This is a genomic window from Bacillus halotolerans (genome assembly GCF_004006435.1).
Lineage (GTDB): Bacteria > Bacillota > Bacilli > Bacillales > Bacillaceae > Bacillus > Bacillus halotolerans.
The window spans coordinates 2,618,133-2,630,652 of the sequence record NZ_CP029364.1; the positions used below are offsets into that span (position 1 = coordinate 2,618,133).

Consider the following 12,520-nt stretch of genomic DNA (forward strand, 5'->3'; position numbering starts at 1 on the left):
ATGAGAGTAACACAAGGCATGATTCAGCAAAACTCATTGAGATATATCGGTTCAAGCTACTCAAAGCTGGATAAACTTCAATCACAGATTTCTTCCGGAAAAAAAATCTCAAAAGCTTCCGATGATCCTGTAGTAGCTATGAAAAGCTTAAAGTACAATACGCAGTTATCTCAAGTTCAGCAATACCAAAGTAATGCTTCTCAAGCCTTTACTTGGCTTGAAAACACAGAAACAAACATTACTGAAGGAATTGACATTATGTCAAAGGTCAGAGAGTTAGCTGTTCAAGCTAAGAATGACACAAATGGTGGAGCAGAATTGCAAGCTATTGGTGTAGAAGTAAAACAATTAAAAGAACAGCTCTTAAATATTGCTAATACACAAGTGAACGGCAGATATATCTTCAATGGCACTAATTCAGATACACCTCCAGTTAAAGACAACGGTGACGGAACTTATACGATTTCTGATACGGCTGACGTTATTGTCAATATATCGGATAATATGTCATTAAAGGTAAACTCAGATCCGAAGGCAGCCTTTGGCGGTACTTCTGGAAGCGGACAAAATGTGTTTGAAATGCTAAATTCATTTGAGACAGCACTTAATTCAGGTTCTTTGGACGGTATAGACAGCGTTTTAGATGATATTGATCAATTTTCTGACGGTATGAGTTCAGAACGATCTGATATTGGAGCGAGATATAATCGTCTTGAACTGATTAATACAAGACTTTCAGCTCAAGAAGAAACAGCTACAAAAGTGTTGTCAGACAATGAAGACGTAGAACTGGAAGAAATAATAACTGAATTTATTGCGCAGCAAAGCGTGCACAGGGCTACTCTGGCTGTAAATGCGCAAATTGTTCAGCCTACATTGATCGACTTTTTAAAGTAAGCGGCTCTCAGGAGTTCGCTTTTTTTATAGTTTAGGAGGTAGAGTGATGCAAATTCCCAGATTGATTATGCATAGTGTTCAAGGGAAAATTGGTTTAACAACGACGCCCGCCAGCTTAAAAATGGAGCAGCCGCAAGCCGATCTGGAGATTGAACAGCCAAGCGCGGAAATGGAAATATCGGTGACACCTGGAAAACTTACGATTGACCAAACGCAAGCATGGGAAGAATTAGACAGAAAGCATGTATTCAAAAGAATCGAAGAAGCTGCCCAACAAGGGCATGAGGATGTAATGGAAGGGATAGCCCGTACTGCAGAAGAAGGCGACGAGCTTATGAGAATTGAAAATAAGGGGAACCCAGTCGCTTCACAAGCAAAGAGAAACTCTGAGATGCACCAAATTCAATTAGGCGAACATTACGCTCCTTCTCTTTCAAGGGTGAAAATACAATATACCCCGTCACAGCTTGATATTCAGATTACGCCGCGAAAGCCTGTTATTCAGGCTGAACCGCATAAGCCGATTGTTGAATATATGCCGGGAAACGTTAAGGTTGACATGCTCCAATACCCTGATTTAAATATAGAGGTAGAAAACCTAAAAGAATCACTCGAAAAGTAAAAAGAAAAGGATCGTGAACAATGATCATTCATACTAAATACCATGGCCAAATGAATGTAAAAGAAGAACAAATCATTCTTTTTGAAAACGGGATTCCAGGCTTCTTAGAAGAAAAACAGTTCGTCATTCTTCCGCTTTCAGAAGACTCTCCATTCGTGGCGCTGCAGTCCGTCACTTCAGAGAATCTTGCGTTCATCGTTGTAAGTCCGTTTATCTTTTTTAAGAATTATGAATTTGACCTTGATGAATCAACTGCTGAACTTTTGGATATCGATAATATTGAAGACGTAGAAGTCATGACATTATTGACCATGGCAGAGCCATTCGAAAAAACTACTGCTAATTTATTAGCTCCTATTATTGTGAATCGCAAGAACATGCTGGCTAAGCAAGTCGTTTTACACGACTCCCCATATACGACAAAGCATCCGATTGGAGGAGAATCATGCTAGTTTTATCGCGGAAAATAAACGAAGCGATTCAAATAGGTGCTGATATTGAAGTAAAAGTGATTGCGGTTGAGGGTGACCAAGTGAAAATTGGAATTGAAGCCCCAAAGCATATTGATATTCACAGGAAAGAAATTTACTTGACCATTCAGGAAGAAAATAACCGTGCGGCAGCGTTATCCAGCGATGTGATCTCCGCATTATCCTCACAAAAAAAGTGAGGATTTTTTTTATTTTTGTATTAACAAAATCAGAGACAATCCGATATTAATGATGTAGCCGGGAGGAGACGCAAACACTCCGCCAGTTACAAAAAAACAAGGCACAAGGACGTGCCTTAACAACATATTCAGGGAGGAACAAAACAATGAGAATTAACCACAATATCGCAGCACTTAACACACTAAACCGTTTGTCTTCAAACAACGGTGCTAGCCAAAAGAACATGGAGAAGCTTTCTTCTGGTCTTCGTATCAACCGTGCGGGAGATGACGCAGCAGGTCTTGCGATCTCTGAAAAAATGAGAGGGCAAATTAGAGGTCTTGAAATGGCTTCTAAAAACTCTCAAGACGGAATCTCTCTTATCCAAACAGCTGAGGGTGCATTGACTGAAACTCATGCTATCCTTCAACGTGTTCGTGAACTAGTTGTTCAAGCAGGAAACACTGGGACTCAGGACAAAGCAACTGACTTGCAGTCTATCCAAGATGAAATTTCAGCTTTAACAGATGAAATCGATGGTATTTCAAATCGTACAGAATTCAACGGTAAGAAATTGCTAGATGGCACTTACAAAGTTGACGCAGCTACTCCTGCAAATCAAAAGAACTTGATTTTCCAAATCGGAGCAAATGCTACACAGCAAATCTCTGTAAATATTGAGGATATGGGTGCTGATGCTCTTGGAATTAAAGAAGCTGATGGTTCAATTGCAGCTCTCCATTCTGTTAATGATCTTGATGTAACAAAATTCGCTGATAATAAAGCAGATGCAACTGATATTGGTTTCGATAATCAATTGAAAATTGTTGATGAAGCGATCAACCAAGTTTCTTCTCAGCGTGCTAAACTTGGTGCGGTACAAAACCGTCTAGAGCACACAATCAACAACTTAAGCGCTTCTGGTGAAAACCTGACAGCTGCTGAGTCTCGTATCCGTGACGTTGACATGGCTAAAGAGATGAGCGAGTTCACAAAGAACAACATTCTTTCTCAAGCTTCTCAAGCTATGCTTGCTCAAGCGAACCAACAGCCGCAAAACGTACTTCAATTGTTACGTTAATTTTGAAAAAGACCTTGGCGTTTGCCGGGGTCTTTTTTTATATTCCTAACTCCAAATCTTCCCCCTGGCTGTCTATAACTCGTGATATAATAATCGGATTCTCCACTAACCTATAAAAGTATTTCCAAACAAGAATTCTAAAACAGATGAGTTTTTTTCCATAAATATGTGTAATCTTATCTCGACTTAGTCGATATAAACGATAGATTGGGACATAGGGGATGATCAATTGAACATTGAAAGACTCACTACGTTACAACCTGTTTGGGATCGTTATGATACTCAAATACATAATCAAAAAGATAATGAGAAGAGTCAGGTTCCCGTTCATCAAGTTTCATATACCGACCTTACTGAAATGGTAGAAGAAACGAACAAGCTTTTGGAACCTTCGCAAGTCCACTTGAAGTTTGAGCTCCATGAAAAACTAAACGAATACTATGTAAAGGTAATAGAAGACTCTACAAATGAAGTTGTCCGCGAGATTCCGCCCAAACAATGGCTTGATTTTTATGCGGCTATGACTGAATTTCTTGGGTTATTTGTTGATGAAAAAAAGTAGATTAGGAGTGGTTTGAAATGGTCACGAGAATAACAGGTCTGGCGTCAGGTATGGATATAGATGATATCGTATCAAAGCTGATGCAGACAGAAAGAGTGCCGCTTGATAAACTGACGCAAAAAAAGCAGCTCCTTGAATGGCAGCGTGACAGCTATCGAGAAGTCAACTCAAAAATAAAAGAATTGCAGGATTATATGTCTAAAAATACAATGACATATCCGAGTGTGTATCAGAGCAAAACTGTAACAAGCTCAAATGAATCTGTTCTGACTGCTACAGGAAGTGCAAGCGCGCCGAACTCTTCCTCTACTGTCGAAGTAGCAAGCTTGGCAACTGCCGCAACATATAAGGCAAGCAATTATTCGGGATACACACAGGGCGATTATAATTTGGCGTTTAACGTGGTTGCCCCTGGCGAGACAGCAGCGAAATCAGTGAATATAAGTGTGACGAGTGCCGATACAATTGATAACGTTATTTCTAAGATTAACAGCTCGGATTTAGGAGTATCCGCATTTAAAGATAAAATTTTTAATGGCACAGAGTATGTAGAAACGATTGCATTTTCTTCAAAAGCGACAGGCGCAGGAGGCAGCATACAGGCAGCAGACGCGGCAACGGCAGACTTTATGTCTGGCCAGCTGGGCTTTTCATTAGATACTGATAATAAGCTCACTGCTTACAAAGAAGGAACAAATGCAAAAGTCACGATTAATGGCTTTGAAATGGAGAAGCTGACAAACAACTTTACGGTTAACGGCGTAACCTACTCAATTAAAAATACAACCGCTGCAACAGGTCCCGTTACTACATCTGTTTCTACCGATGTTGACGGTATTTATAACAAAATTAAAGATTTTGTAGATAAATATAATGAGCTGGTTGACAGTCTGAATGAAAAGCTGCAAGAAACGAAATACAGAGACTATACGCCGCTGACGAGTGAGCAAAAAGAAGCAATGTCTGATAAAGAAGTAGAGCTCTGGGAAGAGAAAGCGAAGAGCGGTTTGCTTAGAAATGATACTAGTATAAGCACCGGAACAAACCAGTTGCGGACTGATTTTTATTCTCAAGTAAATGCGAATGGTGAATCCTATCAATTGACACAATTCGGCATTACCACTTCAAGCGCTTATCTCAAACGGGGTCATTTAGAAATAGACGAGGATAAACTAAAAGCAAAAATAGAAGAAGATCCGCAAAGTGTTGCTAATTTGTTTACGAGCGGATCGAGCGAAAGCAACTATAGTGATAAAGGTATTATGAAACGTATCGGCGACACACTGAGAAGCACAGTGAAAAGCATTGAAGCAAAAGCCGGCAATTCAACAATGGGAGCAAGCGACTATTTAATTGGGAAAAATTTGCGTTCCATCAGTACTGAAATCACCGATATGCAGGACCGATTGAACACAGTAGAAAACCGTTATTATAAAAAATTCAGTGCAATGGATTCTGCGATTCAAAAAATGAACGAACAAGCGTCCTATTTATCACAGCTACTTGTACAATAAATGTAATTTGGAGGATGACACATGGCGATCCAAAATCCTTATGCAGCTTATCAGCAAAATTCAGTGAATACCGCTACGCCCGGGGAGCTGACCCTTATGCTGTATAATGGCTGTTTGAAATTTATAAAACTTGCATCTCAGGCCATTGAGAATAATGATATGGAAGGTAAAAATGAAAATCTGATTAAAGCGCAAAATATCATTCAGGAATTAAATGGTACACTTAACCGCAACATAGAGCTTTCCGGTTCAATGGGTGCGATGTACGATTATATGTATCGAAGATTGGTACAGGCAAATATCAAAAATGATACGAGCATGCTGGCTGAGGTAGAGGGCTATGTAAAAGATTTTCGCGATGCTTGGAAACAAGCCATGCAAAGTGAACGGAAGGACCGGCACGGATCAGGCGGGATCGCATGAAAAACATAGATCAACTATACACTGAGACGGAGAGTATGCTGTCACACATACAAAATACACCGGAAAGCGATGAACTTTTAAAGCAAATTGAAGACTTTGTGTCTAAACGGTCTGAACTTATTCAGGGGATATCTCTGCCGCTTTCAGAAGAAGAGCGAAAGCAGATGAAGCTTGTCTTGACATGGGATCAGCTTATTGTGAAGGAAATGGAAAGACTGAAGCAGTCAATCGCAGCAGAACTTCAGCAGGTGAAAAGAAAACGTGCGATGCATACGACGTATTTAAATCCTTATAACAACATCACGATTGACGGCAGATATTATGACAAGCGTAAATAGGTGAGTGCCTTGAAGAGCATTGAGGATTATACGCTTTTATCAGCTTATTATCATCTTCTTTTTACAATTGAGGAAGGGCTGTGCTATTTGATAGAGGCGGAACAGAATTTATCAAAAACAGAAGGGGATCGGATCTACCAAGATCTGATCCAAGCCTTTTTTTATTTGGATTCAACCCATTCAACTCTTCTTTTCGTGATGAACACACGGTGCGCAGAAGTATGCGTTAAGGCTTTTGACGAGATTTTTGCAGAATTTGATCAATTGGTTTCTTTCTCATTCCCCTCTCATGAATTCTGCGAGTATTTAAAAGGACATTTTCTGATTCACTATAGGAAATGGATGCTGTCCATTCATCGATGTATGGAGCCCTTTGTGATTAATTGACTTTGTGTAAGGCATTTTTTCTTATTGCCAGCATATACATATACCTCCCGTAACCATAGAAACATTAGCATAAAACGGTATAATTCGACAAAGTTCACTGAATTTTCACAAAAGGTTTACGTTTCAGCAGGAATTGTAAAGGGTAAAGGAGAAATAGATACATATCCTTAATAAAAGGGAGGCGTTCTTTGATGAACTATAACATCAGAGGAGAAAATATTGAAGTGACACCCGCGTTAAAGGATCATGTCGAGAAGAAGATCGGCAAGCTGGAGCGTTATTTTGAGCATAGTGTAAATGCCGATGTGAACGTCAACTTGAAGTTTTACAATGACAAGGAGTCCAAGGTTGAGGTTACGATTCCGATGACAGATCTGGCGCTTCGGTCTGAAGTGCATAACGAGGATATGTACAATGCAATTGATCTCGCTACAAACAAGCTGGAACGTCAAATCCGTAAGCATAAAACAAAAGTAAACCGCAAATTCCGTGAGCAGGGTCTTCCGAAATCTTCAGTGGCAAACGGCCTCGGCTCTGATACAGATATTGCGGTTCAGGACGAAATAGAAGAAGATGAAAGCTTAGAAATCGTCCGTCAGAAGCGCTTTAATTTAAAGCCGATGGATAATGAAGAAGCGATCTTACAAATGAATATGCTCGGCCATAACTTCTTTGTTTTCACAAATGCGGAAACAAACCTTACAAACGTCGTGTACCGCAGAAATGACGGGAAATATGGCCTGATTGAACCGACTGAATAATGAAGAGCAGCCTTCCGTGATTTTCGCGGAAGGTTTTTGTTTTTTCTTATTTGCAAATTCTTTGGAAATAAGAGAAGGTATGATATGATAATGAGAGGTATACATGGACTAGTAAATTATTTATACATGCTTGTCAAACAGGCATGTGATGATAGAGGAGCGTTATAAATGCTTGGAATTTTAAATAAAATGTTTGATCCAACAAAACGTACGCTGAATAGATACGAAAAAATAGCTAACGATATTGATGCGATTCGGGGAGACTATGAAAATCTCTCAGATGATGCGCTGAAACATAAAACAATTGAATTTAAAGAGCGCCTTGAAAAAGGGGCGACAACTGATGATCTACTTGTTGAAGCATTCGCAGTGGTTCGGGAAGCTTCTCGCCGCGTAACCGGCATGTTCCCGTTTAAAGTCCAGCTTATGGGGGGCGTGGCTCTTCATGACGGAAATATCGCGGAGATGAAAACAGGGGAAGGTAAAACATTAACGTCTACTCTGCCTGTTTATTTAAATGCCTTATCTGGAAAAGGCGTGCACGTCGTGACAGTCAATGAATACTTGGCGAGCCGTGACGCAGAGCAAATGGGGAAAATTTTCGAGTTTCTCGGCTTAACTGTCGGACTGAATTTGAACTCAATGTCGAAAGATGAAAAAAGGGAAGCTTATGCGGCTGACATCACTTATTCTACAAACAACGAGCTCGGCTTCGATTATTTGCGCGACAACATGGTTCTTTATAAAGAGCAAATGGTGCAGCGTCCGCTTCATTTTGCGGTAATTGATGAAGTCGACTCTATTTTGATTGATGAAGCGAGAACACCGCTTATCATTTCAGGACAAGCTGCAAAATCGACAAAACTGTACGTACAGGCAAATGCTTTTGTACGCACGTTAAAAGCAGAGAAGGACTATACGTATGATGTAAAAACAAAAGGTGTACAGCTCACAGAAGAAGGAATGACAAAGGCTGAAAAAGCGTTCGGCATCGACAACCTGTTTGATGTGAAAAATGTGGCGCTCAACCACCATATCAACCAGTCCTTAAAAGCGCACGTTGCCATGCAGAAGGATGTTGATTACGTAGTAGAAGACGGTCAGGTTGTCATCGTTGACTCTTTCACGGGTCGTTTAATGAAAGGCCGCCGCTACAGCGAAGGGCTTCACCAGGCGATCGAAGCGAAGGAAGGGCTTGAAATTCAAAATGAGAGCATGACCTTGGCGACGATTACGTTCCAAAACTACTTCCGGATGTATGAAAAGCTGGCCGGTATGACGGGTACGGCTAAAACAGAGGAAGAGGAGTTCCGTAACATCTACAACATGCAGGTTGTGACGATTCCGACAAACCAGCCGGTTGTTCGTGATGACCGTCCTGATTTAATTTACCGTTCAATGGAAGGGAAGTTTAAGGCCGTTGCAGAAGATGTTGCCCAGCGATATATGACAGGACAGCCCGTTCTTGTCGGTACAGTTGCGGTTGAAACGTCTGAATTGATTTCAAAGCTGCTCAAAAACAAGGGTATCCCGCATCAGGTATTAAACGCCAAAAACCATGAGCGAGAAGCGCAAATCATTGAAGAGGCCGGTCAAAAAGGCGCTGTGACGATTGCGACAAACATGGCGGGGCGCGGAACAGACATTAAGCTTGGCGAAGGAGTAAAAGAGCTTGGCGGACTAGCCGTTGTCGGAACGGAACGCCATGAATCACGCCGGATTGACAATCAGCTGCGAGGACGTTCAGGACGTCAGGGTGATCCGGGGATCACACAATTTTATCTTTCTATGGAAGATGAATTGATGCGCAGATTTGGTGCTGAGCGGACAATGGCAATGCTTGACCGCTTTGGTATGGATGACTCCACTCCGATTCAAAGCAAAATGGTATCCCGCGCGGTTGAATCATCTCAAAAACGCGTTGAAGGAAATAACTTCGATTCACGTAAACAGCTTCTTCAATATGATGATGTTCTCCGCCAGCAGCGTGAGGTTATCTATAAGCAGCGTTTCGAAGTCATCGACTCTGAAAACCTGCGTGAAATCGTAGAAAATATGATCAAATCTTCTCTCGAGCGGGCAATTGCGGCCTATACACCAAGAGAAGAGCTTCCTGAGGAGTGGAAGCTTGACGGTCTTGTTGAGCTTGTTAACACCACTTACCTTGACGAAGGCGCGCTTGAAAAGAGCGACATCTTCGGCAAAGAACCGGATGAAATGCTTGAGCTCATTATGGATCGCATCAAGACCAAATATAATGACAAAGAGGTAAAATTCGGCGAGGAACAAATGCGCGAATTTGAGAAAGTCATCGTGCTTCGCGCCGTCGATTCAAAATGGATGGATCATATCGACGCAATGGATCAGCTTCGCCAAGGGATTCACCTTCGTGCTTACGCGCAAACAAATCCGCTGCGTGAGTATCAAATGGAAGGCTTTGCGATGTTTGAGCATATGATTGAATCCATCGAGGACGAGGTTGCCAAATTTGTGATGAAGGCTGAGATTGAAAATAATCTGGAGCGTGAAGAGGTTGTACAAGGCCAAACCACGGCTCATCAGCCGCAAGAAGGCGATGAAAACAAAAAAGCAAAGAAAGCGCCGGTTCGTAAAGTGGTTGATATCGGCCGAAATGCGCCATGCCACTGCGGAAGCGGAAAAAAATATAAAAATTGCTGCGGCCGGACTGAATAGTTCGTTCGGGCAAGTTTGCTGACCGCGGCGCCTTGAGCGCCCGCGGATCTTTTAATGAGGTGAATGGAATGGAATTATCAGAAATCAGAGTTGAGCTCGAAAATATGGCTTCTCGTTTAGCGGACTTTAGGGGGTCTCTTTGACCTCGAATCAAAGGAGACCCGCATTGCTGAGCTAGATGAGCAAATGGCTGATCCGGAATTCTGGAATGATCAGCAGAAAGCTCAAACGGTCATCAATGAAGCAAATGGTTTAAAGGATTATGTCAATTCCTATAAAAAATTGAATGAATCCCATGAAGAACTGCAAATGACTCATGACCTTCTGAAAGAAGAGCCGGATCAAGATCTTCAGCTTGAGCTTGAAAAAGAGCTAAAGGCATTAACGAAGGAGTTCAATGAGTTTGAGCTTCAGCTTCTTCTCAGTGAGCCGTATGATAAAAACAACGCAATTTTGGAGCTGCATCCGGGTGCAGGCGGCACTGAGTCACAGGATTGGGGCTCTATGCTTCTCAGAATGTATACCAGATGGGCTGAGCGCCGCGGCTTTAAAGTGGAAACGCTCGATTACCTTCCTGGTGATGAAGCCGGTATTAAGTCAGTCACATTACTGATTAAAGGGCACAACGCTTATGGATATATCAAGGCGGAAAAAGGCGTCCATCGTCTCGTGCGGATTTCTCCGTTTGATTCATCAGGCCGCCGTCACACTTCATTCGTATCTTGTGAAGTTATGCCTGAATTCAACGATGAGATCGATATTGATATCCGTACAGAGGATATTAAAGTTGATACGTACCGTGCAAGCGGAGCAGGCGGACAGCACGTCAATACAACAGACTCAGCTGTTCGGATTACTCACTTGCCGACAAACGTGGTTGTGACATGTCAAACAGAACGTTCACAAATTAAAAACCGTGAAAGAGCGATGAAAATGCTGAAGGCAAAGCTGTATCAGCGCAGAATTGAAGAACAGCAGGCCGAGCTGGACGAAATTCGCGGTGAGCAAAAAGAGATCGGCTGGGGAAGCCAAATTCGCTCTTACGTATTCCATCCGTATTCCATGGTAAAAGACCATCGGACCAATACAGAAATGGGTAACGTTCAAGCCGTAATGGACGGAGATATTGACGTATTTATTGACGCATACCTTCGTTCTAAACTTTCATAAGCAGGAAACACACCTGGTGTCTACAGGTGTGTTTTTTTATTGCCTGCATATCCTTGCTTTCACTGCTGCTTTAGCATATTACCACTGTGTTTGGGTGTTATTTACATCTTATCGGGGAAGGATTAAAATGCTATCGGAGAGCATAGGAAGAAACGGAGGAAGGTTGTAATGATGGATGTACGGAATAAAAGTTTTCGGGTTATAAGGGATTATGTATACATACTGATAGGGGCAGCAATTACAGCAGTGTCCTTTAATGTCTTTCTGCTTCCTAATAAAATAGCCGCAGGCGGTGTCAGCGGGATCAGTACCATTCTACAGTCATATGGTTTTGAAGCGGCCTATGTGCAGTGGATCATTAATATTCCCTTATTTATAGCCGGTATCATTTTGCTTGGCGGTAAATTTGGACTCAAGACACTCGCGGGTTCTGTCTTTTTGCCTCTTGTCGTGTTTTTGACGAGAGACATTCAGCCTGCTACACATCATGAGCTTCTGGCGGCGATTTTTGGCGGCGTCGGCATCGGGATTGGAATCGGCATTGTGTACTTAGGCAAAGGATCAACCGGGGGAACGGCATTAGCGGCTCAAATCATTCATAAGTACACAGGTCTCTCATTAGGGACCTGTCTCGCGATCATTGACGGTTTGATTGTTGTTACGGCGATGATCGTATTTAATATAGAGCAGGGACTGTATGCCATGCTTGGGGTGTATGTATCAAGCAAAACCATTGATGTCGTCCAAGTCGGCTTTAACCGCTCTAAAATGGCGCTTATCATTACAAAACAGGAACAGGCCGTGAAGGAAGCTGTTTTTAAAAAAATTGACAGAGGCGTTACGAAAATTTCTGCAGTCGGCGGATATACTGACGATGAACGGCCGATTTTAATGTGCGTGGTTGGCCAAACTGAATTCACGAAATTGAAACAAATCGTCAAACAGATTGATGAGACTGCTTTTGTGATTGTAGCAGATGCAAGCGAGGTGCTGGGCGAGGGTTTCAAACGCGCTTAAACGGGGTTATAATATGGAAGAGATCGTAAAGGAGTTGTGCTTCTCAACATGAAATCAAAACTATCGATACTAATGCTTGTATTTGCCATTTCTGCCCTGCTGGCTGCCTGCGGTTCTAACGATGCAAAAGAAGAGAAGACAGACAACGGCAGCAAAACAGAAGCCTCTGCGTCTGAAGGGGAAGAATTATATCAGCAGAGCTGTGTAGGCTGCCACGGCAAGGATTTAGAAGGTGTGTCAGGACCTAATCTCCAAGAGGTTGGGGGCAAATACGACGAAGAAAAAATTGAAAGCATTATTAAAAACGGACGGGGCAATATGCCGAAGGGGCTTGTAGATGATAAGGAAGCCGCTTCAATTGCCAAATGGCTGTCAGAGAAAAAGTAAGAGGAGAAAATCTTTGC

General features: G+C 42.1%; 15 protein-coding genes. All 15 read left to right on the plus strand.

What is annotated here, in order from left to right; translation table 11 throughout:
- Entirely contained in the window at positions 1-897 is an 897-nt protein-coding gene (flgL, locus tag DIC78_RS13370; protein ID WP_106019635.1) for a flagellar hook-associated protein FlgL, read from the plus strand.
- Between the two features lie 46 nt (positions 898-943).
- Positions 944-1,519: a DUF6470 family protein gene (locus DIC78_RS13375; protein WP_024123021.1), complete on the plus strand. Its 576-nt coding sequence runs from the start codon at positions 944-946 to the stop codon at positions 1,517-1,519.
- Between the two features lie 20 nt (positions 1,520-1,539).
- Positions 1,540-1,971 carry a flagellar assembly protein FliW gene (fliW, locus tag DIC78_RS13380; RefSeq protein ID WP_024123020.1) on the plus strand — a complete coding sequence of 144 codons (432 nt, stop codon included), beginning with the start codon at positions 1,540-1,542 and terminating at the stop codon, positions 1,969-1,971.
- Positions 1,965-2,189 (plus strand): carbon storage regulator CsrA, encoded by a 225-nt coding sequence (gene csrA / locus DIC78_RS13385; protein ID WP_010332059.1) that lies wholly within the window; start codon positions 1,965-1,967, stop codon positions 2,187-2,189. The genes fliW and csrA overlap by 7 nt, the downstream gene beginning before the upstream one ends.
- A gap of 146 nt (positions 2,190-2,335) precedes the next feature.
- Positions 2,336-3,250 (plus strand): flagellin Hag, encoded by a 915-nt coding sequence (gene hag, locus DIC78_RS13390; protein ID WP_106019634.1) that lies wholly within the window; start codon positions 2,336-2,338, stop codon positions 3,248-3,250.
- A gap of 229 nt (positions 3,251-3,479) precedes the next feature.
- A complete protein-coding gene (flaG, locus tag DIC78_RS13395; RefSeq protein WP_105954013.1) occupies positions 3,480-3,812 on the plus strand; it encodes a flagellar protein FlaG in 333 nt (110 codons plus the stop codon).
- A gap of 17 nt (positions 3,813-3,829) precedes the next feature.
- A complete protein-coding gene (locus tag DIC78_RS13400) occupies positions 3,830-5,326 on the plus strand; it encodes a flagellar hook-associated protein 2 (RefSeq protein WP_127696435.1) in 1,497 nt (498 codons plus the stop codon).
- Positions 5,327-5,347: 21 nt separating this feature from the next.
- Positions 5,348-5,749, plus strand: coding sequence for a flagellar export chaperone FliS (gene fliS, locus DIC78_RS13405; RefSeq protein ID WP_024123015.1), 402 nt, complete (start codon positions 5,348-5,350; stop codon positions 5,747-5,749).
- Positions 5,746-6,087 (plus strand): flagellar protein FliT, encoded by a 342-nt coding sequence (fliT, locus tag DIC78_RS13410; RefSeq protein WP_024123014.1) that lies wholly within the window; start codon positions 5,746-5,748, stop codon positions 6,085-6,087. The genes fliS and fliT overlap by 4 nt, the downstream gene beginning before the upstream one ends.
- 9 nt (positions 6,088-6,096) lie before the next feature.
- Entirely contained in the window at positions 6,097-6,474 is a 378-nt protein-coding gene (locus tag DIC78_RS13415) for a DUF8042 domain-containing protein (protein ID WP_024123013.1), read from the plus strand.
- Positions 6,475-6,665: 191 nt separating this feature from the next.
- Positions 6,666-7,235, plus strand: coding sequence for a ribosome hibernation promotion factor (gene hpf / locus DIC78_RS13420; protein ID WP_044159437.1), 570 nt, complete (start codon positions 6,666-6,668; stop codon positions 7,233-7,235).
- A 168-nt stretch (positions 7,236-7,403) separates the two neighbouring features.
- Positions 7,404-9,929: a preprotein translocase subunit SecA gene (secA, locus tag DIC78_RS13425; protein WP_103671263.1), complete on the plus strand. Its 2,526-nt coding sequence runs from the start codon at positions 7,404-7,406 to the stop codon at positions 9,927-9,929.
- Between the two features lie 68 nt (positions 9,930-9,997).
- A protein-coding gene (gene prfB, locus DIC78_RS13430; protein WP_099043490.1) for a peptide chain release factor 2 occupies positions 9,998-11,099 on the plus strand; the annotation gives its coding sequence in 2 pieces (ribosomal slippage) (positions 9,998-10,069 and positions 10,071-11,099; 1,101 coding nt in all).
- A 171-nt stretch (positions 11,100-11,270) separates the two neighbouring features.
- Entirely contained in the window at positions 11,271-12,116 is an 846-nt protein-coding gene (locus DIC78_RS13435) for a YitT family protein (protein ID WP_069487008.1), read from the plus strand.
- Positions 12,117-12,164: 48 nt separating this feature from the next.
- Entirely contained in the window at positions 12,165-12,503 is a 339-nt protein-coding gene (gene cccB, locus DIC78_RS13440) for a cytochrome c551 (RefSeq protein ID WP_024123008.1), read from the plus strand.
- The last annotated feature ends 17 nt before the right edge of the window (positions 12,504-12,520 follow it).

What these genes read in the sequence shown, in the direction of transcription:
- DIC78_RS13400 (WP_127696435.1), top strand. Translation starts at nt 3,830, where the DNA reads ATGGTCACGAGAATAACAGGTCTGGCGTCAGGTATGGATATAGATGAT.
- cccB (WP_024123008.1), top strand. Translation starts at nt 12,165, where the DNA reads ATGAAATCAAAACTATCGATACTAATGCTTGTATTTGCCATTTCTGCC.
- flgL (WP_106019635.1), top strand. Translation starts at nt 1, where the DNA reads ATGAGAGTAACACAAGGCATGATTCAGCAAAACTCATTGAGATATATC.
- csrA (WP_010332059.1), top strand. Translation starts at nt 1,965, where the DNA reads ATGCTAGTTTTATCGCGGAAAATAAACGAAGCGATTCAAATAGGTGCT.
- DIC78_RS13435 (WP_069487008.1), top strand. Translation starts at nt 11,271, where the DNA reads ATGGATGTACGGAATAAAAGTTTTCGGGTTATAAGGGATTATGTATAC.
- secA (WP_103671263.1), top strand. Translation starts at nt 7,404, where the DNA reads ATGCTTGGAATTTTAAATAAAATGTTTGATCCAACAAAACGTACGCTG.
- fliS (WP_024123015.1), top strand. Translation starts at nt 5,348, where the DNA reads ATGGCGATCCAAAATCCTTATGCAGCTTATCAGCAAAATTCAGTGAAT.
- fliW (WP_024123020.1), top strand. Translation starts at nt 1,540, where the DNA reads ATGATCATTCATACTAAATACCATGGCCAAATGAATGTAAAAGAAGAA.
- hpf (WP_044159437.1), top strand. Translation starts at nt 6,666, where the DNA reads ATGAACTATAACATCAGAGGAGAAAATATTGAAGTGACACCCGCGTTA.
- fliT (WP_024123014.1), top strand. Translation starts at nt 5,746, where the DNA reads ATGAAAAACATAGATCAACTATACACTGAGACGGAGAGTATGCTGTCA.
- hag (WP_106019634.1), top strand. Translation starts at nt 2,336, where the DNA reads ATGAGAATTAACCACAATATCGCAGCACTTAACACACTAAACCGTTTG.
- DIC78_RS13375 (WP_024123021.1), top strand. Translation starts at nt 944, where the DNA reads ATGCAAATTCCCAGATTGATTATGCATAGTGTTCAAGGGAAAATTGGT.